Genomic DNA, 24,748 nt, shown 5'->3' with positions numbered 1-24,748 from the left:
ATGGCATCGGGGGGATGGGGTCCTGGACCCGGCGCGGGGCAACCGGGCGGCAACGGACCGGGTGGTCAGGGCTGGGGCGCACCGCACGGGCCGACGCCCAACGGCCCCAACAGCCCCTACGGTCCCGACAACGGCGGCCACCCCTACGGTCCGCCCGCCCCGGGCCCGTACCCCAACCAGAACCCGTATCCGAACGCGAACCCGTATCCGTACCCCTACGGCCCGCAGCCCGGCGCGCCCGTTCCAGTCGCTCGCCGCCGCAGCTGCCTGTGGTACGTCTCGCCCGTCTTCCTCGTCGTCGCCATCCTCCGCTCCGCACACCGCGTGGCCACCAAGCTCTTCGTGCACGAGAGCGGGGACCGGATCGTGGACCGGACCGTGGACCGTGTCCAGGTGGTCCGCACGGTGCTCGGCGTGCTGGCCACCCTCGCGCTGATCCTGGCCTACGGCGTGGAGAAGGACCGCTGGGGGAACGCGGCGGAAGACGGCCTCGCCAACGCGTTGGCCACGCCGCTCGTGCTGATCGTCACCGGGCCGCTGGTCATCCTGGGATTCATCCTCTATGCGCCCCCGCATCTGCGACCGCACCTGCGTTCCCGGCTGAGCGCCCCGCTCAAGGCGGTCGGCTGGTACGTGCTGACCCTGGTCGTCCTCGCCACGACCATCTACCTCGCGGGCGGCACCAGTCTCAAGGACCACCTGCACGGCTGGCAGGTGCTGCCGTTCGCCCTGATCGTGACGGTTGCCATCTTCTGGGGGCTGCCCTTCCTCTTCCTGGCGTCGCTGTACTCCGCGCGCAGCGCCTTCAACACCGCCCATGTCCACCCGATGCTGCCGCCCGTGGTCACCGGCGTGCTGGTATGGGTGCTCGCCATCTTCAACCTGATCGGCAGCGGCACGCCGGCGGGCCCCCCGGTGGCCCAGTTCTGCTCACTGCTCGGCGGGCCGCTGTCGGTGACCGCGGTCTCGGCGTGGGAGATGCGACGCCTGCGCACCCGCTTCGGAGTCACCGTCCGGGGCTGAGCCGGAGCGGCGGCACCGCTGCGTTTCCGGCGTGGAAGCGGTGCTGCCGCCGTACTCACTTCACGAACTCGTCCACGGCGGTCAGCAGTAGAGATTGCCGCCGGGTGACGTCCCGAGGATCTGCGTGAACCGCTGGTAGGCGTCCACGCGGCTCTGCACCTGCGCCGGGTTCTTGCCGTCGCACTCGAGGGAGCCGTTGATGCTGCGGATCGTCTGGCCGAAGCCGGCGCTGTTGACCATGGCGTTGTGGGGCGTCATGCTGCCGGGCCCGGTCTGGGTGTTCCAGTACCAAAGGGCCGTCTTCCAGGCCACGGCGGCGTCGTTCTGCACCAGCCACGGGTTGTTGAGGAGGTCGATGCCGAGCGCGTCGCCCGCGGCCTTGTAGTTGAAGTTCCAGCTGAGCTGGATGGGGCCGCGCCCGTAGTAGGCCGCCTGTCCGGCCGGGCAGCCGTACGGCTGGCTCCAGTCGCAGTAGTGCGGGTAGTTGGCGGTGTTCTGCTCGACCACGTACACCAGACCGCCGGTCTCATGGCTGACGTTGGCGAGGAACGCCGCGGCCTCCTGCTTCCTGACCGTGTCGCTGCCGGTGTTCGCGAAGGCGGGGTAGGCGCTGAGGGCGGCGGTGAGGCCGCTGTACGTGTAGAAGGAATTCCGGTTCGGGAACATCTGGTTGAACTGTGCCTCACTGACCACGAAGGTGCCGACGGGGGTCCCGGAGCCGCCGTCGCAGGCATAAGGGTCCCAGTACCAGGTGCTGATGGTCGGGTCGTAGCCCGGGTTGTCGTGTTCGGCGATGTAGGCCTTGCCGTCGGTGTAACGCACGATGTCGCCGGTTGCGTACGACCGTCCGGCGACCCAGCTCGGGTAGCTCGAACACGCGGCGGCGGATGCGTCCGCGGCCGGCAGGAGGACCGGCACGGCGCTTCCGAGCACGAGTGCGGTGACGACGGCGGAGATGCGGCGCCTCGACACAATCAACTCCTTTGCGGAGCACGGCCGCACCCGGACAAGGACAGCGCGAATCCGGGCCTTGTGCACAGGTGCCGGTCGGACCGTCCATGGCGTGGGTGCGACCGTGGTGGGGGGTGTGGAAGCACACTCAACCGCTTTGGTCTGTACCAGTCAAGGGTGTAGACCAGTCAACTCGCTCCGCGGGCGACAAATGGAGTCGGGCAGCAGCTGCCCGCGTGGCATGATGTCGACGTGACTTTGATCCGAAAGGCCGATGCCGCGTAGGTCGCCCGGCGCGTTGCGCGCCCAGACGCAGTTGGTCCGGGGTGTTTCCCGGCGGTTCAGCCGGATTTCGGGGCTTGGGCGCAGTGCTCAGGCTGCTGTCCGGCGCCTGGAGGCCGACCGGTTCTGGCCCGGTTGCCTGCGCGATTCCTTCGACCAGTTCGAGCAGTTCCTGCGGTGCCCCGGGCGTCGGCTCTATGTGCCGCTCGCGGACTGTCCGTGCCATGATCCGCTGGCCGGCCGGGACAACGTGGAAGCCATCCTGAGGGCCTTGCCGGTACGTGCCCGCCGTGAGCTTCGGCAGATCGTGGCGCGACTCGACGAGGAATTCGAGCGGCGGACACTGCCGGATCCGATGGCGCCCGTCAACTCCGGGGTCGGCTGGTGGCACCGGCGTCTGACGGGACGGTAGCGATGGTGGCGGGCTCCGGCACGGAGAAGTCTCCAGCGTAATCCGCACATGTCGCACTGCCGAAGAGACCAGCCTGCGCCTTTGTCAGTTCCTAGGCCCCGCTGATCTCGGAGGGAGGCAGCGCGGCGAGGGCCTGTAGCGCGTTCAGGAAGCCGCGCCGATCCTCCTCCGGCAGGCGCGCCAGCAGTCGCTCCTCGCGCTGTTGGATCGCCGCCTGGACCGTGTCGCGCAGTTGGCGTCCCGCCGGGGTGAGGGAGAGGAGGCGCGCCCGCCGGTCCGCCGGATCGGGCTGCCGGCGGATCAGTCCACGTTCCTCCAGGTCGTCGAGGACGCCGATGATCCGCGTCTTGTCCGCACCGATGTCTCGTGCCAAGGCGGCCTGCGTCCGTACCGGTGGGTCGTCGAGCCTGAGCAGCACCGCGTACGCCCACATGGCCAGTCCGTGCCGGCGCAGCACCGGCAACTCGGCGGCCACCAGCGCGCGGCCCAGCGGGACGATCATCGCCGCCAGGTCGGGGCGCCCTTTGGATGCGGTGTTCCCAGCCATGGGGAAGAAGATACTCGTTGACCCATAGTAGGTACCTGCTTATCGTAAGCGCATGCGTATGAACTTAAGTGTCATGAAGGCTTTCGACGACCGTGCGGTGCGCGAGAGCATCGCCGTGGTCCGCCGGGTGAGTGTGAAGGACCTCAGTCGTCCGACCCCCTGCTCGGCCTGGAATCTGGGCGAGCTGCTCGCGCACATGGCGGCCCAGCATCGGGGGTTCGCGGCGGCGGCGCGAGCCGACGGCGGTGACCTGGCCCATTGGAAGGCCGAGGCGCCGGGGCCGGAGGCCGTCGCGCGATACCTTGCCGCCGCAGAGACCGTCCTGACCGCATTAGCCGAAGTCAGCGCGGAGGAACAGGAGTTCGCCCTCCCCGAGTTCGGCGCAGGCGCAACCTTCCCGGCGATCCGGGCCATCGGCTTCCACTTCATCGACTACGTCGTCCACGCCTGGGACGTCGCTCGTGCCCTCGATCTGCCCTTCACCCCGGACCCCGACATCCTGGATGCCGCGCTCCCCATCGCGCTGGCCGTCCCCGACGATGCCCGTCGCATGCGGCCGGATGCCGCCTTCGCCCCGAGCCTCCCCGAACCCGCCGACTCCGACGCTCTGACCCGGATCCTCTTGCACCTGGGCCGCTCCCCGTCCTAGGCGTGGCGGGCACACAGCGAAGGTCGAGAAGGGCGGGCGGAGGGCCGATCATCCCCGGCCCGGGTCATTCTGGTTGGTGTTCCGGGCCCCCGAATTCCGGGTTCGTACAGTCCGGGTTCGACCACCTTGGGTGCGGTGCCGGAGTCGGTGTCCGGCGCAGGCCGGACGCGGTGGCGGGGTTGGCGAGGGCTCGCTCCAGGAAGGGGAGGATGCCGCGTTCCAGCAAGGCTTCCCGCCAGGCTTCCCTGGCCCGGGCCACCTCCCCGTTCGCCTCGCCGTAGGCTCCGGCGTCCAGTGAGGAGCTGTCGCGCAGGGCGGTGAGCAGCAACCCGACTGCCGCGACGACAATCGACGCGGCGGTCACGGCGCCGAACACCCATCCCGCGGCCAGCATGGTCTGGGTGAACGCCGGCTCGGGGTCAAGCGCCTTCAGGATGTAGCCGATGATCAGGAATATCGCTGTGGCGGTTCCGGCGAGGACGGGGGCGAGGACCGCTACGACGGCGACGGCGCCCGCGCCGGTGGTCTCGGCGGCCTCGCCGGGGGTGGTGGCGAGGCCCATCGCGCCCGTGACGTCCGGCTCACCGGAGCCGGATTCACCGCCGGACGACGGCGTGGACGGCGGGGTGGACGAGCGGGTTGACGACCGGGTGGACGACGCCGGTTGGCGTAGTTCGTCCCGGACCGTCACATAGTGCTGGTACTCGGTCGCCGCGGCCGCCGTGACGAGCGTGGTGGCGTTGAGCGCCATGGTGCGCAGTTGTTCGATGTTCAGCCGCTGTCCCACAGCGGCCAGTTCCGGGCGGTGCGGTGCGGAGCGCAGCGCCTCGTCGAGTAACCGCTCATAGTCCTGGCGGTCCTCGTTCAGCAAGTGCTGATCAGCCACCCGCTCCCTCCGTATGCCGTCTGCCTGGCGGTTCTCGCCCGGCAGACGTTGCGGCGTGGTGGAGCCGCTCGTGGCATCGGGGTGCTGTGCCGTCGCCTTTTCTCCTGCCTCACTCCGCGCGGATGCCTTGCGTGCCATCGTCAGGTGCATCCAGGTCCGCAAGGCTGAAGTGGGCAGACGGCGCCCGGCAGTTTGCACGCCTGTGACGGTCGGCCTGGACGGTGCAGCGGGTGGCCGAAAGCCTGGAGACCGGCGAGAGAGCACGGCCAGGACGCGGCCGGTGAAGGATTCAGCAGCCGGCGTCATGCCTGCCCCCCTGGGTCCGACGGTCCCTGCTGTGCGGTGATGCCCGTGTCTGGCTGCGGAATGTGCGGGGGACTACCGCCTGGTCGTGTCATGTCGGGAATGCCATTGCTCTGGCCGAGACCGTTCGGCTGCTGCACCCGCCACTCGACCGCCTGTTGCTGCGCCTCTTCGGCCACACCGCCCATCGCGGCACGACCCGCGCTCCTGACCGCCAGCGGTACCAGCGTGGCGAGTTGTTGAACCACTGACAGCGCCCCCAGGCCGACCATGTAGGCCACGAGCGGGTTCACACTGTGCGGGTACGTCGCGGCGAGGACGCCTGTCGGGGCTCCGCTCACGAACAACCGCAGCACTGTGGCCACGCAATAGCCCCGCCAGCCGGGTGCGGGCAACTGCTCCTCGCCCGGCCGTACATCGGGCAGGCGTCGAGGCGGTTCGATCGTGTCCGGCTGGACGTTCCACGGCATCTTGTGGTGCCACTTGACGGACTTGATGACGTCGACCGCCTCCATGGTGGCGCCACCGGCCACCCCCACCCACGCGGCCATTAACCAGTCCATGCACCGAGATTAGAAGGGCGCACCGTGACAGGGAACGACATCGCCGGATTCGTACCAACCCCACGAGGATGTGAATTGGTTGAGGAGCCGGACCGTCATCCGTTCTCACACTCCTTGTGCCGTGCCCGCGACGCGGCCGGCCGCACAGCGGTGAGCAGGGTGAGACCGAGCCCGGCGAAGAGCAGACCGAGGGCCGTCATCGTGGCGGCCTGCCCGGCGGACGCGCCGGGGACGTCCCGCAGCCATGCACTGATCGCCATGGCTGCGACGGCCGGGCCGATCAGGGCCAGCCAGGCCGACAGCGCCAGGGCGACCTTGCGGGCCCATGGGCTGCCGTGGCGCATCCCGGCGATGGCGGCGACGGCGGCGGGCAGGCCCACGCCGAGGTCGAGCAGCGCGATGGTCCAGAAGTAGCCGGGGCCCTCCTGGTAGTCGGCGGCCGACGGGTGCGTGCCGGCGACGTCGAGGATGGCCGGCGCGTACCGAGTGAAGGTCACGATCGCCAGGAGCGGGATCAACACGCCGCCGGTGAGGCGTTCCCGTCGGCCGGGCGGCGTCCAGGTTGCCGGGTCGATCTGCTGCCAGGCGAGAAGGGCGGTGGTCCAGCCGAGAACGAACAACGCCAGCTGCAGGGGGAAGAACGCCTCGCTGTTGCCGTCGTAGCGCAGGTACTGCGGTCCCAGCACGTACTGCGGAACCATGTACGCCGTATACATGCTGGGTGCGAGGGCGAGCACGCCGCCCAGCGGGTGCCGGCGCAGTACGAGGACGGCGGCGCAGACGGCCAAGGGAGCGACGATCGCGACCGAGAAGACGTCCAGGGCCACGAGCTGGCTCATCAGCGCCCCGTGGCCGGGGATCGGGTAGCGGATCGCCGCGAAGCCGACGGGACCGAGCAGCGTACCGGCCACGAGCAACGCCGCGAGGACGAGCAGTCCACCGCCGAGCAGCCGGGCGAGCGTGTGCGCGCTGGTTCGCGTGTACGGCGTTTCGTACGTCCTGTGCCGGATGGGTAGATCGCTCATCGCACACCCCGTGTCCTCTCACGTCGGGCAGCCGGCCAGGCCGCCGGGCAGGGTTTGACGACCTTGAGTCCCTTCCGCCCGCCGACCGGGCGGAAGGGACTGGCCCACATGGGAACCACGCACGTCAAAGCGGCTCTGCGTGCTCAGGCCAGGGCGGCTGCGAGCACGTCGAAGGCGGTCCGCGGATCCGCCAGGGCGTGGTGGATGCCGGGTATCTCACGGTCGTCGAGGCCGAGCAGGCCGTAGACGGCGTGCATGGCGCCGCGCACCGAGTACTCAACGGTGAAGACCACGTCCTCCGGGATCTCCGTGAACTGGCCCAGGAAGGCGAAGTTCGCCGCGCCGCGCGGGATGACCAGCGGCCGGTCGTGTGTCGTGCGTGGGGCGAACTGGCTGGTGATGTAAGGCATCATCACCGGGATCACCGTGGTGGTCGCCGCGACCTGCTCCTCGATGTCCGACAGGCCCAGGTGGCCCAGCAGTTCGGTGAGGATCTCCCGGCCGGTGGCCTCGGCCATCGGCTTGCCGACGAAGTCGCCCTCGCGGTCGACGAACAGGCCGTAGCCCCACACGGTGTACACGTCCTCCGGCTGGCCCTCGAAGTGAGGGGCATGCGGCACGACGATCGACATCAGCCAGTTGGAGTCCTTGAACGTCATCAGCGCGCCGGTGCCGGGCAGGTTGCCGGACAGCTCCTCGATGCGGTGCAGCAGCAGCGGGCTGCGCATGGTGAGTGTGAAGGACTCCCACTTGGCCTCGTCCACGTTGCCGTTGAACGCCGTGGGCCGGCCGAAGTCGTCGGCCTTGCCGGCGATGGCCTCCCACAGCCGCCAGTCCCCGTCGCGCTTGTCGCGCACCAATTCGGGTGCGGCCGTGTCGCTGCCGTAGGCCGCGTCGGCGGTCATCGAGCCGAGGGTGAGGAACGCGTAGTCGTCGGCGCCGAGTTCGTAGGAGTCGCCCTGCCCGGCCCGGTCGAGGTGCAGGCGGATGGCCCGGCGGGTGCCGTCGCCCTCGGTGGTGAAGTCGACGTCGGTGACGCGCACTCCGTGCTCGCAGCGCACGCCGCGCTCCTCCAGCCAGACCCGTATCGGGCGGATGATCGAGTCGTACTGGTTGAGGCGGGTGCGGCGCACCCCGGCCAGGGTGTGCATGCGCGGGAACTCCTGCATGAAGCGGAGCAGATAGCGCTTGAGCTCGATGGCGCTGTGCCAGTTCTGGAAGGCGAAGGTGGTGCGCCACATCGTCCAGAAGTTGGTGGCGAAGAAGTGCGGGGAGAAGAAGTCCTCGATCCGGCGGGCCCCGATCACCGACTCGGGCAGCACCAGCAGACGCATGAGCTCCAGCCGGTCACGCGCGTCGAGACCGTAGTCGGCGGCGTCGAGAATCACGGCACCCTTGCCGATCAGGCGGGCCTTGGCGTCGGTGGGCCACTTGGCGTTGAACTCGGTGATCTCCTTGCGCACCGATACCGACTCGTCGGTCAGGGTGGGGATCGTCTCCAGGAGGTTCCACAGGCATGTGTACGCCTCCTCCTCCAGCATCCGGCCGCCCCGGGTGACGTATCCGCCGGGCTCCTCGCGACCGTCCATCGAGCCGCCGGCGACCGGGAGCTCCTCCAGGATGTGGATGTTCTCGCCCGGCAGACCGCCGTCCCGGATCAGGAAGGCCGCCGCCGCGAGGGAGGCGATGCCGCCGCCGACCAGGTAGGCGTGGGATGGGCGCGGAGCGTCGGTCATGACGTCCCTCCGTTTCTGCCGGCCCGGGATACGGGCGGCCGACTGTGTTCACAATCCCGTGCACCACACCGTCCGCCGTGCCGCGGGCAGTGCGATGCACAGCGCGTCTCCGCTGTGCTCAGGCCGATCGCGGCGAGGCGCTGGTAGTACTCAGTCAACTCGTGCGGTGATCACGTCGGCAGGGGCCGGTCGTCCCTGCCGGCATGCCGAGGGGCCCGGGCCGGGCGGTCGCTTTCCGGCGCCGACCGGTTGTATGTTCAGGCATCGGCCATATACCGGCTACCGATATATTCTGCAGACGCTGGCTGATCACGTGTCCCGGCTCCGAACGGCGGTCAGGACGAGGCATGGAGGGAAGCATGGAGGGAAGCGTGGAATCGAACACCACAGCTCGCCCGGCGTCTTGGGCCGGACGGCGGGCGGACGTTCTGGCCCTGTTGCTGGCCGGCGCGGCCGTCGGTTGGGCCACGGTCCTGTTGAGCGTGCGCACCGCTGATCCGGCCCCGCTCGACTCCGGCGTGACGGATGCCGATCTGGCGCGGCTGGGTGCTGCCGTGATGGCCGCCGTTGCGGCGCTGTCAGCCGGACTGTGGTGGCGCCACCGGGCCTCCGCTCATCATCCGGCAGCCGGCGGAGGCTGGGCACGAGCGGCGTTCGCCGTGTCTTCTGTTCATGCCCTGTTCCTCGTACCGGTGATCACATTCGCCCCATGGGGCTGGAAGGTCCCGTTGATCGCGTTCACTGCAGCGGTGCTCGCCGGCGGCGCGGGGGAGGCCGCCGCGGTGACAGCGTCGGCCGATGGCCGTATACGAACCGGTCGGCCTTCAGCCGGATTGCGGCATGCCAGGTCGCGGTGATGCTGGAGGAACCATGCAGTGATTAGCGCCCGCGGTGCCGCCGGTGGATCGCCGGGGGCAGCGCGTCGAGCTGCCCGCCAACGTTGCGTCGTCCCAACTACCGAGTGGCGCGGGCGTGTTGAGTGCGCTTGTGCGACGTGCCCGACACCGTGTCCGCAAAGCAGCGCGCGGCGTTCGTCGCGCTCGGGACGTCGTCCGTCCGGAGTGGAACGTGGTGGAGGCCGCGCGTCTTGTGGAGGCCCAGCATGTCAAGCGGCTGCTCGTGGTGGACGAGGCGGACCGGCTCCTGGGCATCGTCAGCCGTGGCGATCTACTGCGGATCTTCCTGCGCCGTGACGACGCCATCTGTGACGAGATCACCGCGGACGTGCTGCGGCGCTGCGGTTCCGTGGAGTTCCGCAGCATGATCCCCGTCATGGAGCACCTGTGCCGTGGTGTCGACGGCGTTGTGTCGGTCGCTGGCCACATCGACCACAGGACGGACGATGTCGGCTGTTCCCCCTCCACTTCTTGAGTCCGCCGGGTTTTACAGGGGCGGGTTTCACATGGGCCATCCAACGGGCTCACGGGTGCTCGGCCGCGACGCACCCATGGCCTGGATGTCGTGTCCGGCGACGTTCAGCAGCTGGTGGGCGAGGTCGTGCATGGCCCGGCCTGCCGCCAGTTCGTCACCGATCTCCGGCACGTTCGTGTCCGCCGGATGACAGTGCGCGGTTCCGTGGCCGGTGAACGCCGTGGCGCCGGTGTCGAGCACCACCTGTGCCTTGGTCGTTCCGTCGTCGTCTTCGAAAAGGTGGAGACGAACTTTCCATTCAGCCGTGTGCGACATGGTCTTCCTCCTCACTCCGGCCCATCGGTCACCGGTGGAAGCGGGCGGACCACAGCGGCTCCACCAGGTCCCATTCGGTGTCCCGCTGCGCGTACCTTCTCCGGTTCAGCGCCAGGCGCAGGGCTGCCCGTACGGCGTAGATCCCGGCGGCCACACCGAGCGCCGCCATGACACCCCACGAACCAGCCGTTGGCCTTCGCGGCGGCAACGTTCATCGGTGCACCGGTAATGTCTCCGTCCCGGTTCACCCACACCCGTACCGTGACACCCTTGTGTGTTCCCGGTTCGACGAAAGGGAGGACGAGCATCAGCACCCGGCCGAACCAGGATTCGAACTTGTCGGACGTACGCCTCAGCGGGTTCGTCCCATGGCGTGCGTCCCCCTTGTGGGGCCGGGGCGGACCGGATGCGGACGGCGAACCGTGTGCGCTCATGATGCGGCCTCCAGCACGTTGCTGGTCCGTTCCCCCTCGTCCACAGTCGAACAGCGGTGGGCTCCGGTCACCGGGCCGAAGGTCCCTGTGGACCGGCCGGCCTCCGGTCCCTTCTCCACAGGTCCACATGCGCCGCGGAGGGGATCGGGGTGATGCTCAAATGAGAGAACGCACCGCGTTCGGCACACGGGGCGATGTCCGGGCCGGTCACTCGAACGGAGCCGTCCACCGTCATTTCCAGCTTCTTACGAGACGGAGGGCGCCGCCATGCAACCACCGCAAGCTCACCCTGCGCCTGCTGCACGCGTGGCCGCCGCTGGCGCCGGAACCGCCCCGTGTCCCCGCGGAAGTCGATCAGAACTACAGGGCGAAGCGAGATGACGGTGCTCGGTTCGCGTGGTCTGGAGCGCGTGGAGAGCTATTTCCTGGGTGATGTCAGCATGCCCGTCGCGGCACGGGCGGAGGGACCGGTGGTGCTGGTCCGCGCCGCACCCCCGGAACAGGGGCCGTCCGCGGCACCCGCGAGCCGTGTCGTCGTGGCACTGAACCTGCACGGTTCCTCCGACACCCGGCTCGATTTCGCTCTGCCGAAGGAGCCGCGCTGCTGGTCGTGGGCCGACGCAGGCATCGTCATGGTCTGGCGCCCCACCTGGGTCCCGTGGCGCAGGCCGCCGTTCATCACGGGCGCTGCCCCGTCGCCGTCGTCCCTCATGACTGAGCCCGGCCCGCGCGGGCAGTCACCGCGGCCGGTACCCCGGACCGATGAGGAGGGCGGCCCGGGTGGCGCCTGGAGCACGCTCCAGGCGACGGTCCGAGCAGGTCGGCCAGCCGCCGGAACACGTCCGGGAACAGGTTGCCGCGCAGGGTCCCGCCCTCGACGACGAGAACGGAGCCGACGGTGGACTCGGTCATCCGCCGGGTCACCCAGGGCGTACCGACCTCGTCCTCACGTCGGCTTCGACGGAACGGCGATTGGTGGAGGTTCACCTCCGGGTAGCGGGGGTGGCGGCCGACCACGGTCTCGTGGAGCAGTCGGCGTACTTCCTGCTGCGGGGCGTGTTCGGCGAAGATCCTCAGGGGCCCGTCTCCCAGGGTGCGCAGCTCGGCGCCACGCTTCTTGGACCCGGCTCAGATGTCGCGAGCCCAGCACGACAGCCGTTGCGTCGCGGCTCTGCTCACACAGAGCGCGCACGGCGTCGCCCTCGGCGACAGAACCCTGCCTTCCGGCCTCGCCTAACGCCTCGCCCCATTCCTCCCAGGTCGGCATTTCACGCAACCTATAGCCCCTGGTCGGCACGCCTGAGTCGTGGACCGGACGCAACGGCAGCCGACGGCGGGCGCCCTCGCCGGCCCGGGGTCGGGATCGACGCCCACCACGATCGGCCGGCGATCACCGGGCCACGACACGGCAGCCTCCGGCCAAGGGCTGGTCGGGAGCCGGCGATGCGTGCGCGGACGCGCTTGCCGGGTGCGGCTCGGGCGTCAGATGCCTGATGGAGGCGTCGGGTCCCGGGAAGTACAGGGTCACCCGCGCGTCCTCGGCCCAGCGGACGTCGTACGACGCGCTGCCGTCCCGATGGTGGAGCTCCACGATCTCGCCGTCCCATGCGGCGACCCCGGCCGTGGTGCCGCGCACGACCATCTCGTCGCACATGCGGGCGCGCATCGAGGCGCCGTTTCCAGGAGCCATTGGTCCTCGTCCGGTCCCTGTCAGGCCCACCATGGGGGAACTTCAGGGACCGTGCCATGGGCTGTTCGGACTTAGCGGTACGGGCCCGTCCGTGCTGGACTGGAAGTGTCGGCAGGCTGGACAACCGCCGAGGAGGTACGGCGATGGCCACACTGGCACGCAGGCAGAGGTTCGCGTTCCCGGAGTTGCCGGACTGGTTCGAGAACCTTCCGGCCCGGTTCGCGATGCCCACGATGGGTGACCTGTACACGATTCGCATCGAGGACTTCATGGAGGACGACCGCTACGTGATGCGAGCGGAGCTTCCGGGCATGTCCCCCGGGGACCTCGACGTCTTCATCAGTGACGGCGTCCTGACCGTTCAGGCCGAACGCACCGAGAAGGACGTCACGAAAACCCACAACGAGATCCGGTACGGCACGATGAGCCGCAGCGTGACGCTGCCGCCGGGCGCCGACGAGGACGACGTCAAGGCCGACTACACCGACGGCATGCTCACTGTCAGCGTCGGCCTGGGCGCCGAGAAGGCGGAGGCCAAGCACATCCAGATCCAGCAGGGCAACTGACGGCAGTTGCCGGCAAGGTGGCGGGCTCGGGCAGGGGCCCGCCATCGTCGTGCGCTCCTCGCGCCGCCCTCACCGGGCCCCGTGGGAAGCGGCCCAGCGGCGTCGTACCGCTTCGTCGTGTTCGGTCTCCTCCAATGCCAGTTCCAGGGACGCCAGTCAGCGCCGTAGCCGGGGGATCCAATGTCGGCGTAGGGAGCGAACCCGCTGCCGGTTCCGTCCGGCTTCGGCGGCGAGCAACTCGGCGGCTGCCTGGTGAGCGACGCACTCCGCGGCGGCGCGGACCACGGCACGGTAGGCCGTCTCGGCGTGCGCGAGTGCGGTATTGGGCGGTTGGGCTCCGTCGGGGAGCGGACGGGCGCTGTCCAGGTCACGCCTGCGCGTACCGGCCACCACGCGCCCGGCAGCGTCGTACACCCCGGCGCAGTCGCCCGCCCGGGCCGCGGCATCCAGCACGCCTCCTCACCCGCGCGGTCAGCGCGATGATCGCGGCGTCCGACCGGGCCCGTAGCCGCCGGCACGCCTCGACGCCGTCGATGTCCGGAAGCGAACGGCACCGACGCCTCGTGGTCGGCCTGTGCTACGGCGTCGAGGACGCCTGCGCCTAATGGATGAGTCCCAGTGGTGACTGATGGCGAAGGTCAGCGAGCCTGATTGATACCGGCGCGGGTGTCAGTACCGTCGCGCCGGAACGACGCCGCTCTCGCGGCTGCGTTGTCGGTCACTGCTTTTCGGAAGCTCGGAGACGAACAGACTGTGAGTATCTCCAACGGATCTCAGGGCGGCGCCGCTGCAACAGAGGAGGAGGTGTACGAGAACGAATTGCCGCTACGGCGCAGCCAGCCGGGCAATGTGGCCGTGAAATGGCTGACCACCACGGACCACAAGACGATCGGAACGCTGTATCTGATCACGTCGTTCGCTTTCTTCTGCGTCGGCGGCGTGATGGCGTTGCTCATGCGCGCCGAGCTGGCTCGTCCGGGCCTGCAGATCCTTTCGAACGAGCAGTTCAACCAGGCTTTCACGATGCACGGCCTGGTCATGCTGCTGATGTTCGCGACGCCGCTGTTCGCCGGGTTCACGAACTGGATCATGCCGCTGCAGATCGGTGCACCCGACGTGGCGTTCCCGCGGCTGAACATGTTCGCCTACTGGATGTACCTCTTCGGGTCGCTCATCGCGGCAGCCAGTTTCCTCACCCCTCAGGGCGCCCCCGACTTCGGCTGGTTCATGTACGCACCCCTGTCGGACGCGATCCACACGCCGGGCCTCGGCGCTGACATGGGCATCATGGGACTGGCGTTCTCCGGCTTCGGCACCATCCTCGGCTCGGTCAACTTCATCACCACGATCATCTGCATGCGCGCCCCGGGTCTGACCATGTTCCGCATGCCGATCTTCTGCTGGAATGTGCTGCTGACGGCAGTGCTGGTCCTTCTGGTCTTCCCGGTCCTCGCGGCCGCTCTCTTCGCCCTCGAATGCGACCGGAAGTTCGGATCGCTCATCTTCGCCCCGGCCAACGGAGGTGCCCTGTTGTGGCAGCACCTCTTCTGGTTCTTCGGCCATCCCGAGGTGTACATCATCGCGCTGCCGTTCTTCGGTATCGTTTCTGAGATCATCCCGGTCTTCTCCCGCAAGCCGATGTTCGGCTACATGGGTCTGATCGCCGCGACCATCGCCATCGCCGGTCTGTCCGCGACCGTATGGGCCCACCACATGTACGTCACCGGCGGTGTGCTGCTCCCGTTCTTCTCCTTCATGACCTTCCTGATCGCGGTCCCGACCGGCGTGAAATTCTTCAACTGGATCGGCACGATGTGGAAGGGAAGTCTGTCCTTCGAAACGCCCATGCTCTGGACGACCGGATTCCTGGTCACTTTCCTCTTCGGCGGTCTGACCGGCGTCATCCTGGCCTCGCCGCCGATGGACTTCCACGTCTCGGACTCGTACTTCGTCGTGGCGCACTTCCACTACGTGGTCTTCGGTACGGTGGTCTTCGCGATGTTCGCCGGATTCCACTTCTGGTGGCCGAAGTTCACCGGCAAGATGCTGGACGAGCGCCTCGGCAAGATGACTTTCTGGACGCTGTTCGTCGGTTTCCACGGCACGTTCCTGGTCCAGCACTGGCTGGGTGTCGAGGGCATGCCCCGGCGCTACGCCGACTACCTGGCGTCGGACGGCTTCACCGCCCTGAACACGGTCTCGTCGATCAGCTCGTTCCTGCTCGGTATGTCGCTCCTGCCGTTCTTCTACAACGTGTGGAAGACGTCCAAGTACGGCAAGCCGGTGGGCGTCGACGACCCGTGGGGCTACGGCCGCTCCCTTGAGTGGGCGACCTCCTGCCCGCCGCCGCGGCACAACTTCGTCACCCTGCCGCGGATCCGCAGTGAATCCCCGGCGTTCGACCTGCACCACCCCAACATCGCGATGCAGGAGGCGGAGTGGTACCAGGGTCCCGGCGGGACCGCGGAGGCGAGGGAACTGCCGTGAGTGCCGAGATGGCGGCGGACGACGATGCGGTCCAGGCCGGCATCGCCAGGGTGGAGGGTTACCTGCTGTGGCAGGGCGAGGTCGAGCGAGCCCGCACGGAAGCAGAATCCTTTGCTGATGAACTGGATTGGCTGACAACCGCGCAGAGGGAAGTCGTGGTCGACCTCTTCACCCGTCGCCAGCTCGACCTTTCCCGCGCAGCCATCACCCGCACGGCTCAACGCGCACTGCAGCTCCGCCAGGAATACCAGCATCGCTATGACTGCCTCAGACGCCGGGGCTTCGCTACTGCCCTGGCCCTGCAAGCGGCCACTGTCTCCGTCGCTTCGCTGCTGCTGATGCGCTGAGAGGCACCGGCGACCGTCAGCAGATCCTCTTCACACAGACACCGCACGCCCCGGCGCCCGTGCACCCCGCAAGTGCCGCATCCGGCACGAGGCCCGGTTCATCGCAAGCCCGCAGGCCGCCGGGACCCGCCGCGCGGAGAATCCTGCCCCTGGCCGGACGCCGGTGCCAGTACCAGGCCATGTTGGAGGTGAGCCCGGTCAGCAGGATCCAGACGATGGCCACTGCCCACGTGCCCCGGGCGAAGGACAGTGCGGCGGCGGTCGCGGACAGTACGGAGACGACGGCGGCGTAGAACGCGAGACGGGGCATCTGGCGGCTCCTCTTCACGGGGCGGGTACGGGCACACCCGCCGCTCACCCACCCGTGGCAGCGCGACCACGGCGATACGGCGGAGGCCGGGAGACAGGCAACTATCGCATCACGGTGCAGCCGCCGTCCGGCCCTGGTGCAGAGGGGCCGTTCGGCCCTGTACGCCCCGCGTGCTCGGTGGTTGGCTGGCACAGCGGCCGGATGCGTCGGCCTCTGCGGCTCCTCGTTCCCCCGTCCGGGATGGAGACTGACCGGCGCATTCGGTACGCACCAGGGCGCTTCGGCGCCCTCGCATGCGGGGGTGGCCGCACCCTCGCCCGCCTTTGTCGAACGTGCGTGTCCGCCGCGGGACTGACACCCCTCAACCAGACGCCCACGCCGGGCGGTTCAGCCCTTCTTCGCGGTAACTGGGCAGGTTGTCCTCTGTCAGCAGGTTGACCAAGAGCGACACCCGGCCCACCTCGGTCAGCGGCGACTGCTCCGGTGACCACGGCTGCCCGCCCAGCGGCCCGTCGATGTCCCCGGCCCCGGCTCCAGGGAACGTACTCATGTGGCATCCACTCCCGGAAGCCTGTCCGTGCCGCGTTGTACTGGGTGGATTCGGCTAGGTTTGACCCGCTCCGTTGGTGGCCACCCGCACCGGTGGATGAGGGACCGGGCCGGATCGGCGGCGTGCCACTCGGCATGCGGTGGGCCGCTTGATCGATGACCATGGATCTGAGCCGGAACCCCCTGCTCAGGGTCCTGCGCTCCCTGGGAGGACATCATGAGCGATGCTCTAGCCCGGCTCCGCGAGGCCGGGGTGTCGATCTGGCTGGACGATCTGAGCCGCCGACGGCTGGTGGACGGCAGCCTCTCCCGGCTGGTGCGCGACCGGCATGTCGTCGGGGTGACGACCAACCCGACGATCTTCGCGCACGCCATCGAGGGCAGCGACTCCTACGACGACCAGATCGCCGACCTCGCACTGCGCCGTGTCGGGGTGGAGGAGGCGCTGCGGGCACTCACCACCTTCGACGTCCGCTGGGCGTGCGATGTGCTGCGGCCCGTGTACGAGGCATCCGGAGGTGTGGACGGGCGGGTGTCGATCGAAGTGGACCCGCGGCTGGCGCACGACACGGCGCGCACGGTCGCCGAGGCACGGGCGCTGTGGTGGCTGGTGGACCGGCCGAACCTGTTCGTGAAGATCCCCGCCGCCCGGCAGGGCCTGAAGGCGATCAGCGCCTGTCTGGCCGAGGGCATCAGCATCAACGTCACCCTGCTGTTCTCACTCGACCGCTACGACCAGGTGGTGGAGGCGTTCCTGAGCGGAATGGAGGGCGCCCGGGACGCCGGACACGACCTGGCCGGCATCGCGTCCGTGGCCTCCTTCTTCGTCTCCCGGGTGGACACCGAGATCGACCACAGGCTGGACCGGGTGAGCGGTGAGAAGGCCGCCGCACTGCGCGGCCGGGCCGCGATCGCCAACGCCAGGATCGCCTACGAACACTACGAGCGGTTCTTCACCTCCGAGCGCTGGCTGCGACTGGAGGAGGCAGGTGCCCGGAGGCAGCGACTGCTGTGGGCGTCCACGAGCGTGAAGGACCCGGCCTACGACGACACCCGGTACGTGACGGACCTGATCGCCCCGGACGTGGTCAACACCATGCCGGAGGCGACGCTGAATGCCGTCGCCGACCACGGCACCGTCCTGGCACGCAGCATCGGCGACACCTACGGCGAGGCGCACACCGTGCTCGACGAACTCGCCGGTGTCGGCGTCGACTACGCCGATGTCGTGCGGGTGCTGGAGGAAGAGGGCGTGGAGAAGTTCGACAAGAGCTGGGAAGAGCTGGCCGGGAAACTCACGGCCGCCCTGAACGAGCCGGTCGGCGAGCGCACGGAGAGGTAGGCAGGCGCGATGGCACAACCCACGTATCTCATCGTCGGGGCGAGCCTGGCCGGAGCCAAGGCCGCCGAGGCACTGCGCGCGGGCGGCTTCGACGGCCGGATCGTGCTCCTGGGACAGGAACAGGAGGCGCCGTACGAGCGGCCGCCTCTGTCCAAGGGTTACCTGATGGGCAAGCAGGACCGCGAGACGATCTTCGTGCACCCGTCGCAGTGGTACACCGACAATGCGATCGACCTGCGGCTGGGCATCACGGCCACTGCCCTCGACCCCAGCGGCAGGACGGTCACCGTCTCCACCGGTGAGACGGTCGGATACGACAAACTGCTGCTGGCCACCGGTGCGAGCCCGCGCCGCCTCCCAGTCCCCGGCGCCGACCTGGACGGTGTGCTCTACCTGCGCAGCGTGCAGGACAGTGAACGTATCAAGGACACCTTTCGGCACGCTTCCCGCATCGCGTTCGTGGGCGGGGGCTGGATCGGCCTGGAAGCGGCCGCCGCGGCCCGCGAGGCGGGCGTTGAGGCGACCGTCCTGGAAAGGGGTGAGCTGCCGCTGGGGCGGGTGCTGGGCCCGCAGATCGCGCAGGTCTTCGCCGACCTGCACCGAGAGCACGGTGTGGATCTGCGGGTGTCCGCACACGTCAGCGAGATTCTCGACCGAGGGGGCGGGAAGGCGGCTGGGGTGACGCTCGCGGACGGCTCCGTCATCGAGGCCGACGCGGTGGTGGTAGGCATCGGTGCCGCCGCAAACACCGCACTGGCCGCCGACGCCGGGCTCCAGGTGGACATCGGCGTCGTCGTGGACGCGGCCCTGCGCACCTCCCAACCGGACATCTACGCGGCCGGCGACGTGGCCAGCGCGTTCCATCCACTGCTGGGCAAGCACATCCGTGTGGAGCACTGGGCCAATGCCCTCCACCAGCCCGAGGTGGCCGCACGCTCGATGCTGGGCGAGCAGGCCTCGTACGACCGGGTGCCGTACTTCTTCACCGACCAGTACGACCTCGGCATGGAGTACGCGGGCCATGCCGAACCCGGCAGCTACGACGACGTGGTCGTCCGCGGCGACCTGGAGCGCCGGGAGTTCATCGCCTTCTGGCTCGCCAACGGGCGTGTGCTGGCCGGGATGAACGTCAACATCTGGGATGTCAACGACGCCATCCAGCGCCTCGTCCGGTCCGGCGGCACGGTCGAGCGCGCCGCGCTCGCCGACCCCGACGTGCCACTCGACCAGCTGATCCCCGCCTGACCGGGCGGCAGGGGGCAGGTGTCGACACAAAGAGAGACGGCCATGCGAACGAACATCGTCCGGCACGAGAGCATGATGGTGAGCTATGACGTGGTCAATGGGTGGACCGTCGTCGAGGTCGACGGTGAGGTGGACGCCCACACCGCCCCCATGATCCGCGAAGCGGTGATCAAGCTTGTCGACGAGGGACACCGTCACTTCGTCCTGGACCTGGGCTTCGTCACCTTCATGGACTCGATGGGGCTGGGCGTGATGGTGGCGATCACGAAACGCATCCGTGAACACGAAGGCTCGCTGCGTATCGCGTCCCTCTCCGCCCGGATGCTGAGGATCTTCGACCTCAGCGGCATGCGCCAGAGCTACGAGATCTGTCCGTCATCGCAGGAGGCGACCCAGTCGGTTCCCTCGCCCGGCAGCCTCGCGCACTGGCCGCATCCCACCGAGGGGACCGAGCCACCGTAAGGACCCATCCGCCTTGGTTTCTACTAATTGGTTCGGTTAAATTGGGGCTGGGTCGAGCGGCACGGTGAGGACCGGCATCAGCCGGGCCGTCCGTGCAGGGCGGGCGCCGCCGTGCCCGAGGCGGCCTGAGCCGTCGAGTCGGCGGATGCCCCTGCCGACTGCCGGTCAGCCGGCGACCCTTCCGATGCGGACCCGCCACACCTCCGGTCCCTGCTCCAGGTACTCCCAGGTGAACTGGTCGGTGTGCTCGGCGGCGAGTTGGTAGTACAGCGGCTTCGGGTCGTGGTCGTTGACGAGGACGAAGTGCTCGCCGGCGGTGAGCGCGCCGTAGGTGGCGAAGATGAGTTCGTGCCTGCGCGCGGGGATCTCCTGGCGGACGTCCAGTTCGGTGCCGGCTGTGGTCATGGTTCTCTCCTTGCTTGATGACGTGGGGGTGGGCGGGGTTTCGCCGGCCGGCAGGCGGGCGAGGTAGTGGAGCAGGCCGTTGATACGGTCGGCGGCCCGTGGGTGGTCGGCGTGCAGTACGGCCCAGGCTCGGCCGGCGATCCGGCTGGCCAGTTCGGTATGTCCGGTGCCGCCGAGAGCGCGCAGGGCGCGCACCAGCAGATCGACGACTGCCGCCATCTCCGTGTCCGTGCTCCTGCTCCCCCTTGGACTTGCGTCGCCGCTGGTCACGGAGTTCGCGTCGCGCTGGACGGGGATGTCGGGTCCAGTCATCGTCGGCTCCTCCTCGGCTGGCACAGCTCCAACTTGTTTTTACAATAGCACTTGTTTAAAAATGGGGCGGGAGTGGTGATGGCTGACCACCCGCGACGATGGACAGGAGAACTTGATGGGCGTCGAGACAGTGGCCGAGGCGCTGGAGCGTGAGCACCGCGAGATCGATGAGGGCATCGAGACCTTCGCCGCCACGCTCACCGGTGGCGAGCCCGATCCGCAGCCGCTCGCCCGTGCGGTGGCGGCCCTGCGCCGGCACATCTACCTGGAGGAGGAGTTCCTCTTCCCGCCATTGCGGGCGGCAGGTCTGGTCATGCCCGTGTTCGTGATGGTGCGTGAGCACGGGCAGATGTGGGAGATCCTGGACGCGCTCGACGGCGAGCTGCGCGACGGGGCCGTTCGGGCATCCGCCGCGGACCTCCTGCGCGACCTCCAGGAACAACTGGAGGCCCACAACGTGAAGGAGGAGCAGATCCTCTACCCGCAGACCGAGCAGGCGCTGACCGTGGAGGCCAAGGCCGGACTGCGAGAGCTGCTCGAAGCGGGGCGGACCCCCGAGGGATGGGTGTGCGAGGCGCTCCGGTCGTGACACTGCGTCCGCCGGGCCGAAATCGGGTACGGGACACGCCCGGTACTCGCCGTCCCTGAACGGCGGCTGTCCGATCGGCTCGTGCGGGGGTTCGCCGATAGACTGGGCACAGCAAGACACACCCTATGCAGCGCGAGCCGTCCACCGGTTCCGGGCCGGGGCGGCCGATCCGTTCGGAGGGGCCGTCATGGGCAAGCAGATCACTTACCGGCGAGTCTACGAAGAGAGCTCTCCTGCCGACGGCAAGCGTGTCCTGGTCGATCGAGTCTGGCCGCGGGGCATGCGCAAGGAGCAAGCGCACCTGGACGAGTGGCTGCGCGAGGTGGCCCCGTCCAGCGATCTGCGCAAGTGGTACGGCCACGAGCCCAGCCGTTTCACCGAGTTCCGCCGCCGCTATCTGGCGGAGCTGCGCGATGCCGGACACCGGCAGGCCGCTGAGCATCTGCGGGACATCGCCGCGCACGACAGGCTCACGCTGCTGACCGCCACCCGGGACGTGGACCACAGCCAAGCTGCCGTCCTGGCCGAATGGCTGGCCAAGAAGCAGTGAGACCGCGGGTCTCCCGGGTCCTGCCGATCCCGGGGCCGAACACAGCCATCCCGGGGCCGAACACAGCCATGAGGAGTTCACCCTCGCCGCCTCGGCGGCCACCAAGCACCCAACCTGAACCACGCGATGATGCACCGTAAGTCGCCGGGCACGGGCCCGGAGGCGTTGCTGACGTTGGGGCACGGCACCGCGGGACACGAACAACTGGCCAGGCTGCTGCACGGCACCGCTGTGCGGGCCGTCGTCGATGTACGGACGGCGCCCGGCAGCCGGCACAACCCGGACGCGGGGCGTGAAGCACTGCGGCGGTGGCTGCCGGGGGAGGGGATCGACTACCGGTGGGAACAGCGGCTGGGCGGCTTTCGGAAGGTGGCCCCCAACTCCCCTGACGTCTTCTGGGAGAACGCCTCCTTCCGGGGATATGCGGGCTACACCCGCCACCCGGACTTCCTGGCGGGCATGGACGAGTTGCTGCGGCAGGCGGCCGACGTGCGCACCGCCGTGATGTGCGCCGAGACCGTGTGGTGGCGCTGCCACCGGCGGATCATCGCCGACTTCGCCGTCCTCGCGCGCCACACCCGCGTGTTGCACCTGGCCCACGACGGCCGGCTCACCGAGCACCGTCCGACGGCGGGAGCCCGGCTGCGTGACGACGGGCTGCTCGTCTACGACCGCGTGTAAGAGGTCCTGACAGAAGCCGTTGACGGTGTTACTGCCGGCTCGGCAGATACGCGGAAGCGAGTGCACAAGAGACCGATGTCATGACCCGGTGTAGCGCCCCGGCCGGTGGTTGAGGGCGAGGACGATGTTGAGGACGATGGCGCCGACTGCGGAGAGGAGGACCTTGAGGGGGGCGACGACCGCGAGGGACGCGGCCACGACGAGGACGTCGAGGATCATCTGGATATAACCGGCGCGCAGACCGAAGCGCTCCTGCATGATCAGAGCGAGGATGTTGAAGCCGCCGAGGCTGGACCGGTGCCGGAAAAGCACGAGGAGGCCCACGCCCGCGAGCAGGTTGCCGACGAGCGCGGCATAGACCGGGTCGATGTCGATCTGGGTGATCTCGGCGGGGTGGACAGAGGCCATCAGGGAGACGAGGCCGACCGACAGCGCGGTGCGGATCGTGAAATCCCACCCCTTCTTCCGGACAGCCAGTGCGAAGAAGGGCAGGTTGACCGCGAGGAAGACCACCCCGAACGGAACGTCGACCGCGTAGCTGAGCAGGAGTGCGAGGCCGGCGGTGCCGCCTGTGACGGTGCCACTGGTCCGCAGGAGGAAGAGTCCGAGCGATGCGATGAAGGTTCCGGTGAAGATCCCCAGAACGTCCTCGATCAGACCGTGCTTCGTCCGGCCGATGGCGGTGGTACTCGTACCGGTCACTGCTCGTCTCCGGTGTGAGGCAGCAGCACGGGCACGGCGTCGCGGGGCTTGGGCGGCGTCGTGGGCGTGGCTGGATCGGTCATGGCGACCATGCTGGAAGCGAACCGGATGGATTCACAAGTTCCGGGCTTCGGGGTGGGACGGATGCATAACCGAATGGAGAATTCAGGGCAGAATGACAAGCGTGACGACGATTGACCCGCTCGATGCCCGAATCCTGCTGGCCCTCGACGATCATCCGAGCGCGACGATCTTGCAGTTGGCGAAGGTTCTCGGGGTGTCCCGCAACACCGTGCACGCACGACTTCAGCGGATGGAGCGCGTCGGCCTGCTGCTCGGCTTCAGCCAGCGCGTGTCACCGGCGTCCATGGGCTACACGCTTGTCGCGTTCGTATCCCTCGCGATCAGCCAGAGCGAGGGGGCCAGCGCGATGAGCCTGCTCGAAAACATTCCGGAGGTGATCGAGGTCCACGCGACCACCGGAGAGGCCGATCTGCTCGCCAAGGTCGTCGCGCGGGACACGGCGGATCTGCATCGCATCAACCAGACCATCCTCCGCATCGACGGGGTCGTCCGCTCAAGCACGGCCGTATCACTCTGGCAGGCGATGCCCAACCGGACCCGCGCCCTACTCGAATCGGTCGCACGCTCCGGCTCCTGACCTCCGGACCTCCTGAGGGAAGTGTCCCTCTCACGCCGGCGCGCCGCTGCCACCCGGGGGCCGGCGGAGCCGGTGCAGACAGATGACCGAGGCGACGACGGTCCGCTGTTCGGAGGCGTCCAGGCGAGGGTCCATTTCGACGACGTACTGCTGCAACCCGATCCACGAGTCGATGGTGCTCACCGTGACCCGGCCGAGAATTTCCGCCGCCGGGCCCCCTTCCGGATCGGTCTCCGTGAGATCCCATTCGGCGTACAGGAGACCCGGCCGCGTGAGGAGGAGTTGGCGTCCCTGCTCCGTCCGGAGGCCCAGCTGCCGGGTCTTGATGAGTCCACGGGCACCGGCGGTGCCGACCTCCCGGTCCGCGGCGTCGGTGAAGCGGAACTCCACCGGCCCGAACTGCTCGATACGGACGATGAATTCGCCGGACGTCTTAGTGACGTCGGCGTACGTGTCGTCGGGGTACGTGACCCAGGCGAGCGGGGTCCCCTTCACCGTGGACACGGCCATGGCGGGGCCCAGGTATCTGCGCCACCGTGAACGCTTCGGCTGCCCCACCACGACGGCTTCCAGCTCGAACAGACCGGGTTCCGTCATCGCTCTTCCTTCCCCCGCCACGGCTTCCCCTCGGCCGAGTGCGTCCACTGTGACCGAGAACCTGCCCGATTCCCATCCCTCCCCTCAGTTGCGGGACGACCTCAGGGGGACGCGGTCAGCGCAGTGCGTGCGGCAGTGAGGAAGGCGCGGTGCGCGGCCTGGGCGTCAGGGGCTGCGGCGCCGGCATCAAGGGCGCGATGCAGGGCTTCAGCGGCGATCGTCACCGCGTCGGGTCCTTCGAGGCGAACCACGTTGAGCGCTTCCAGGGTTGCTGCCATCGCCGTGTTGTATTCCCGTCGGCGGGGCGTTGCGTCCGCCGTGCCCAGCGCGCTCTGCCAGGCGTTCCGCAGACGGTGTGCAGTGTCGGCGCGGCCCAGGAAGGTGACGTAGGCAGCGCGTCGGACTTCGCGTTGCGCGGCGAGTGCCTGCGCGTTCAGGGTCTGGCCGGCCACGCTGAGTTGGGCGTCGGCCTGGAGCCTGCCCGCCTCCCAGGCGGCAGCTGCCTGCTGCCGGCCTGCCTCCCATGCAGCGTCCGCCTGACGCTGCCCGGCCGCCCAGGCCGCATCCGCCTGGCGGGCCGCGGCGTCCAACGCCCCCCGAACCTGGTGTTTGGCCGCCAGGAAGGTGAACCACCCGGTCACCAAACCGCCGCCGACCGCCGCTCCCGCAGCGATCAGTGCCGTCGCGGTTTCGCTGTCCACGTTGCCCCCCGTCACCGGACGTTCTGTTGTCCCTGCGCAGCGTCCCCAGCATGGG

At 68.8% G+C, this 24,748-nt stretch carries 29 protein-coding genes and 3 pseudogenes; 16 read left to right on the top strand and 16 right to left on the bottom strand.

Annotated features, from left to right (window positions below):
* Positions 1-1,023, top strand: coding sequence for a hypothetical protein (locus tag AB0I54_RS21555; RefSeq protein ID WP_363297668.1), 1,023 nt, complete (start codon positions 1-3; stop codon positions 1,021-1,023).
* A gap of 81 nt (positions 1,024-1,104) precedes the next feature.
* Here the strand turns inward: AB0I54_RS21555 and AB0I54_RS21550 are convergent, their stop codons facing one another.
* Entirely contained in the window at positions 1,105-1,995 is an 891-nt protein-coding gene (locus tag AB0I54_RS21550; RefSeq protein ID WP_363297667.1) for a glycoside hydrolase family 19 protein, read from the bottom strand.
* A 277-nt stretch (positions 1,996-2,272) separates the two neighbouring features.
* Between AB0I54_RS21550 and AB0I54_RS21545 the strand changes: the two genes are divergently transcribed.
* On the top strand, positions 2,273-2,668 hold the full coding sequence (locus AB0I54_RS21545) for a hypothetical protein (RefSeq protein WP_363297666.1): 396 nt from the start codon (positions 2,273-2,275) through the stop codon (positions 2,666-2,668).
* 91 nt (positions 2,669-2,759) lie between these two features.
* Here AB0I54_RS21545 and AB0I54_RS21540 read toward each other — a convergent pair whose 3' ends face one another.
* A complete protein-coding gene (locus AB0I54_RS21540) occupies positions 2,760-3,215 on the bottom strand; it encodes a MarR family transcriptional regulator (protein WP_363297665.1) in 456 nt (151 codons plus the stop codon).
* A gap of 73 nt (positions 3,216-3,288) precedes the next feature.
* On the opposite strand from AB0I54_RS21540, the gene AB0I54_RS21535 reads away from it, so the two are divergent.
* Positions 3,289-3,864 carry a TIGR03086 family metal-binding protein gene (locus AB0I54_RS21535; protein WP_363297664.1) on the top strand — a complete coding sequence of 192 codons (576 nt, stop codon included), beginning with the start codon at positions 3,289-3,291 and terminating at the stop codon, positions 3,862-3,864.
* Between the two features lie 64 nt (positions 3,865-3,928).
* Here the strand turns inward: AB0I54_RS21535 and AB0I54_RS21530 are convergent, their stop codons facing one another.
* From AB0I54_RS21530 to AB0I54_RS21515, 4 genes are all read right to left on the bottom strand, one after another.
* The gene (locus AB0I54_RS21530) at positions 3,929-4,750 is read right to left on the bottom strand and encodes a hypothetical protein (RefSeq protein ID WP_363297663.1); all 822 of its coding nucleotides are present in this window, start codon (positions 4,748-4,750) and stop codon (positions 3,929-3,931) included.
* Between the two features lie 302 nt (positions 4,751-5,052).
* On the bottom strand, positions 5,053-5,616 hold the full coding sequence (locus AB0I54_RS21525) for a hypothetical protein (protein WP_363297662.1): 564 nt from the start codon (positions 5,614-5,616) through the stop codon (positions 5,053-5,055).
* A gap of 95 nt (positions 5,617-5,711) precedes the next feature.
* Positions 5,712-6,641: a hypothetical protein gene (locus AB0I54_RS21520; protein ID WP_363297661.1), complete on the bottom strand. Its 930-nt coding sequence runs from the start codon at positions 6,639-6,641 to the stop codon at positions 5,712-5,714.
* 143 nt (positions 6,642-6,784) lie between these two features.
* A complete protein-coding gene (locus AB0I54_RS21515) occupies positions 6,785-8,377 on the bottom strand; it encodes an oleate hydratase (RefSeq protein ID WP_363297660.1) in 1,593 nt (530 codons plus the stop codon).
* A gap of 371 nt (positions 8,378-8,748) precedes the next feature.
* On the opposite strand from AB0I54_RS21515, the gene AB0I54_RS21510 reads away from it, so the two are divergent.
* Entirely contained in the window at positions 8,749-9,234 is a 486-nt protein-coding gene (locus AB0I54_RS21510) for a hypothetical protein (RefSeq protein WP_363297659.1), read from the top strand.
* A gap of 196 nt (positions 9,235-9,430) precedes the next feature.
* Positions 9,431-9,748, top strand: a pseudogene (locus AB0I54_RS21505) (CBS domain-containing protein); the annotation flags it as partial.
* A gap of 27 nt (positions 9,749-9,775) precedes the next feature.
* Here the strand turns inward: AB0I54_RS21505 and AB0I54_RS21500 are convergent.
* Positions 9,776-10,063, bottom strand: a complete 288-nt coding sequence (locus tag AB0I54_RS21500) for a DUF1876 domain-containing protein (RefSeq protein ID WP_363297658.1) — start codon at positions 10,061-10,063, stop codon at positions 9,776-9,778.
* A gap of 28 nt (positions 10,064-10,091) precedes the next feature.
* Positions 10,092-10,232, bottom strand: a complete 141-nt coding sequence (locus tag AB0I54_RS21495; protein WP_363297657.1) for a hypothetical protein — start codon at positions 10,230-10,232, stop codon at positions 10,092-10,094.
* 542 nt (positions 10,233-10,774) lie between these two features.
* Between AB0I54_RS21495 and AB0I54_RS21490 the strand changes: the two are divergent.
* A pseudogene (locus AB0I54_RS21490) lies at positions 10,775-11,215 on the top strand (universal stress protein); the annotation flags it as partial.
* A 672-nt stretch (positions 11,216-11,887) separates the two neighbouring features.
* On the opposite strand, the gene AB0I54_RS21485 reads toward AB0I54_RS21490, so the two are convergent.
* Positions 11,888-12,187 (bottom strand): DUF1918 domain-containing protein, encoded by a 300-nt coding sequence (locus AB0I54_RS21485; protein ID WP_363297656.1) that lies wholly within the window; start codon positions 12,185-12,187, stop codon positions 11,888-11,890.
* A gap of 143 nt (positions 12,188-12,330) precedes the next feature.
* Between AB0I54_RS21485 and AB0I54_RS21480 the strand changes: the two genes are divergently transcribed.
* A complete protein-coding gene (locus AB0I54_RS21480) occupies positions 12,331-12,753 on the top strand; it encodes an Hsp20/alpha crystallin family protein (RefSeq protein ID WP_363297655.1) in 423 nt (140 codons plus the stop codon).
* 156 nt (positions 12,754-12,909) lie between these two features.
* Here the strand turns inward: AB0I54_RS21480 and AB0I54_RS21475 are convergent, their stop codons facing one another.
* A complete protein-coding gene (locus AB0I54_RS21475; protein ID WP_363297654.1) occupies positions 12,910-13,206 on the bottom strand; it encodes a hypothetical protein in 297 nt (98 codons plus the stop codon).
* A 300-nt stretch (positions 13,207-13,506) separates the two neighbouring features.
* Between AB0I54_RS21475 and ctaD the strand changes: the two genes are divergently transcribed.
* A complete protein-coding gene (ctaD, locus tag AB0I54_RS21470; protein ID WP_363297653.1) occupies positions 13,507-15,240 on the top strand; it encodes a cytochrome c oxidase subunit I in 1,734 nt (577 codons plus the stop codon).
* Positions 15,237-15,587, top strand: coding sequence for a hypothetical protein (locus tag AB0I54_RS21465; RefSeq protein ID WP_363297652.1), 351 nt, complete (start codon positions 15,237-15,239; stop codon positions 15,585-15,587). Before ctaD ends, AB0I54_RS21465 begins: the two co-directional genes overlap by 4 nt.
* A 16-nt stretch (positions 15,588-15,603) precedes the next feature.
* Here the strand turns inward: AB0I54_RS21465 and AB0I54_RS21460 are convergent, their stop codons facing one another.
* Complete coding sequence (locus tag AB0I54_RS21460; protein ID WP_363297651.1) at positions 15,604-15,897, bottom strand: hypothetical protein; 294 nt, start codon at positions 15,895-15,897, stop codon at positions 15,604-15,606.
* Between the two features lie 403 nt (positions 15,898-16,300).
* A pseudogene (locus tag AB0I54_RS21455) lies at positions 16,301-16,454 on the bottom strand (acyl-ACP desaturase); the annotation flags it as partial.
* A 209-nt stretch (positions 16,455-16,663) separates the two neighbouring features.
* On the opposite strand from AB0I54_RS21455, the gene tal reads away from it, so the two are divergent.
* The 3 genes from tal to AB0I54_RS21440 are packed head-to-tail and all read left to right on the top strand — an operon-like array spanning position 16,664 to position 19,495.
* Positions 16,664-17,788 carry a transaldolase gene (gene tal / locus AB0I54_RS21450; RefSeq protein WP_363297650.1) on the top strand — a complete coding sequence of 375 codons (1,125 nt, stop codon included), beginning with the start codon at positions 16,664-16,666 and terminating at the stop codon, positions 17,786-17,788.
* A gap of 9 nt (positions 17,789-17,797) precedes the next feature.
* On the top strand, positions 17,798-19,033 hold the full coding sequence (locus tag AB0I54_RS21445; protein ID WP_363297649.1) for an FAD-dependent oxidoreductase: 1,236 nt from the start codon (positions 17,798-17,800) through the stop codon (positions 19,031-19,033).
* Between the two features lie 42 nt (positions 19,034-19,075).
* Positions 19,076-19,495, top strand: a complete 420-nt coding sequence (locus AB0I54_RS21440; protein ID WP_363297648.1) for an STAS domain-containing protein — start codon at positions 19,076-19,078, stop codon at positions 19,493-19,495.
* A gap of 165 nt (positions 19,496-19,660) precedes the next feature.
* Here AB0I54_RS21440 and AB0I54_RS21435 read toward each other — a convergent pair whose 3' ends face one another.
* On the bottom strand, positions 19,661-20,212 hold the full coding sequence (locus tag AB0I54_RS21435) for a DUF2249 domain-containing protein (RefSeq protein ID WP_363297647.1): 552 nt from the start codon (positions 20,210-20,212) through the stop codon (positions 19,661-19,663).
* A gap of 115 nt (positions 20,213-20,327) precedes the next feature.
* On the opposite strand from AB0I54_RS21435, the gene AB0I54_RS21430 reads away from it, so the two are divergent.
* From AB0I54_RS21430 to AB0I54_RS21420, 3 genes are all read left to right on the top strand, one after another.
* Entirely contained in the window at positions 20,328-20,801 is a 474-nt protein-coding gene (locus AB0I54_RS21430) for a hemerythrin domain-containing protein (protein ID WP_363297646.1), read from the top strand.
* Positions 20,802-20,988: 187 nt separating this feature from the next.
* The gene (locus AB0I54_RS21425; protein ID WP_363297645.1) at positions 20,989-21,351 is read left to right on the top strand and encodes a DUF488 family protein; all 363 of its coding nucleotides are present in this window, start codon (positions 20,989-20,991) and stop codon (positions 21,349-21,351) included.
* Between the two features lie 126 nt (positions 21,352-21,477).
* Positions 21,478-22,032, top strand: coding sequence for a DUF488 domain-containing protein (locus tag AB0I54_RS21420; protein ID WP_363297644.1), 555 nt, complete (start codon positions 21,478-21,480; stop codon positions 22,030-22,032).
* Between the two features lie 78 nt (positions 22,033-22,110).
* Here the strand turns inward: AB0I54_RS21420 and AB0I54_RS21415 are convergent, their stop codons facing one another.
* Positions 22,111-22,734 (bottom strand): YitT family protein, encoded by a 624-nt coding sequence (locus AB0I54_RS21415; RefSeq protein WP_363297643.1) that lies wholly within the window; start codon positions 22,732-22,734, stop codon positions 22,111-22,113.
* 175 nt (positions 22,735-22,909) lie between these two features.
* Between AB0I54_RS21415 and AB0I54_RS21410 the strand changes: the two genes are divergently transcribed.
* Positions 22,910-23,395 carry an Lrp/AsnC family transcriptional regulator gene (locus tag AB0I54_RS21410; RefSeq protein WP_363297642.1) on the top strand — a complete coding sequence of 162 codons (486 nt, stop codon included), beginning with the start codon at positions 22,910-22,912 and terminating at the stop codon, positions 23,393-23,395.
* A 30-nt stretch (positions 23,396-23,425) separates the two neighbouring features.
* On the opposite strand, the gene AB0I54_RS21405 is transcribed toward AB0I54_RS21410, so the two are convergent.
* Positions 23,426-23,992, bottom strand: coding sequence for a hypothetical protein (locus AB0I54_RS21405; protein WP_363297641.1), 567 nt, complete (start codon positions 23,990-23,992; stop codon positions 23,426-23,428).
* Between the two features lie 101 nt (positions 23,993-24,093).
* A complete protein-coding gene (locus AB0I54_RS21400) occupies positions 24,094-24,693 on the bottom strand; it encodes a hypothetical protein (RefSeq protein WP_363297640.1) in 600 nt (199 codons plus the stop codon).
* Between the last annotated feature and the right edge of the window lie 55 nt (positions 24,694-24,748).

The sequence above is a fragment of the Streptomyces sp. NPDC050625 genome (assembly GCF_040654755.1).
In the GTDB taxonomy this organism is placed as follows: domain Bacteria; phylum Actinomycetota; class Actinomycetes; order Streptomycetales; family Streptomycetaceae; genus Streptomyces.
Note: the sequence above shows the minus strand (reverse complement) of the source record. Positions and strands in the feature narration are given on the sequence as shown.

What these genes read in the sequence shown, in the direction of transcription:
- AB0I54_RS21495 (WP_363297657.1), bottom strand. Translation starts at nt 10,232, where the DNA reads ATGGCGGCGCTCGGTGTGGCCGCCGGGATCTACGCCGTACGGGCAGCC.
- AB0I54_RS21430 (WP_363297646.1), top strand. Translation starts at nt 20,328, where the DNA reads ATGGGCGTCGAGACAGTGGCCGAGGCGCTGGAGCGTGAGCACCGCGAG.
- AB0I54_RS21425 (WP_363297645.1), top strand. Translation starts at nt 20,989, where the DNA reads ATGGGCAAGCAGATCACTTACCGGCGAGTCTACGAAGAGAGCTCTCCT.
- AB0I54_RS21520 (WP_363297661.1), bottom strand. Translation starts at nt 6,641, where the DNA reads ATGAGCGATCTACCCATCCGGCACAGGACGTACGAAACGCCGTACACG.
- AB0I54_RS21440 (WP_363297648.1), top strand. Translation starts at nt 19,076, where the DNA reads ATGCGAACGAACATCGTCCGGCACGAGAGCATGATGGTGAGCTATGAC.
- tal (WP_363297650.1), top strand. Translation starts at nt 16,664, where the DNA reads ATGAGCGATGCTCTAGCCCGGCTCCGCGAGGCCGGGGTGTCGATCTGG.
- AB0I54_RS21525 (WP_363297662.1), bottom strand. Translation starts at nt 5,616, where the DNA reads ATGGACTGGTTAATGGCCGCGTGGGTGGGGGTGGCCGGTGGCGCCACC.
- AB0I54_RS21485 (WP_363297656.1), bottom strand. Translation starts at nt 12,187, where the DNA reads ATGGCTCCTGGAAACGGCGCCTCGATGCGCGCCCGCATGTGCGACGAG.
- AB0I54_RS21500 (WP_363297658.1), bottom strand. Translation starts at nt 10,063, where the DNA reads ATGTCGCACACGGCTGAATGGAAAGTTCGTCTCCACCTTTTCGAAGAC.
- AB0I54_RS21460 (WP_363297651.1), bottom strand. Translation starts at nt 15,897, where the DNA reads ATGCCCCGTCTCGCGTTCTACGCCGCCGTCGTCTCCGTACTGTCCGCG.
- AB0I54_RS21445 (WP_363297649.1), top strand. Translation starts at nt 17,798, where the DNA reads ATGGCACAACCCACGTATCTCATCGTCGGGGCGAGCCTGGCCGGAGCC.
- AB0I54_RS21405 (WP_363297641.1), bottom strand. Translation starts at nt 23,992, where the DNA reads ATGACGGAACCCGGTCTGTTCGAGCTGGAAGCCGTCGTGGTGGGGCAG.
- AB0I54_RS21540 (WP_363297665.1), bottom strand. Translation starts at nt 3,215, where the DNA reads ATGGCTGGGAACACCGCATCCAAAGGGCGCCCCGACCTGGCGGCGATG.
- AB0I54_RS21555 (WP_363297668.1), top strand. Translation starts at nt 1, where the DNA reads ATGGCATCGGGGGGATGGGGTCCTGGACCCGGCGCGGGGCAACCGGGC.
- AB0I54_RS21535 (WP_363297664.1), top strand. Translation starts at nt 3,289, where the DNA reads ATGAAGGCTTTCGACGACCGTGCGGTGCGCGAGAGCATCGCCGTGGTC.
- AB0I54_RS21480 (WP_363297655.1), top strand. Translation starts at nt 12,331, where the DNA reads ATGGCCACACTGGCACGCAGGCAGAGGTTCGCGTTCCCGGAGTTGCCG.
- AB0I54_RS21410 (WP_363297642.1), top strand. Translation starts at nt 22,910, where the DNA reads ATGACAAGCGTGACGACGATTGACCCGCTCGATGCCCGAATCCTGCTG.
- AB0I54_RS21435 (WP_363297647.1), bottom strand. Translation starts at nt 20,212, where the DNA reads ATGACTGGACCCGACATCCCCGTCCAGCGCGACGCGAACTCCGTGACC.
- AB0I54_RS21515 (WP_363297660.1), bottom strand. Translation starts at nt 8,377, where the DNA reads ATGACCGACGCTCCGCGCCCATCCCACGCCTACCTGGTCGGCGGCGGC.
- AB0I54_RS21420 (WP_363297644.1), top strand. Translation starts at nt 21,478, where the DNA reads ATGATGCACCGTAAGTCGCCGGGCACGGGCCCGGAGGCGTTGCTGACG.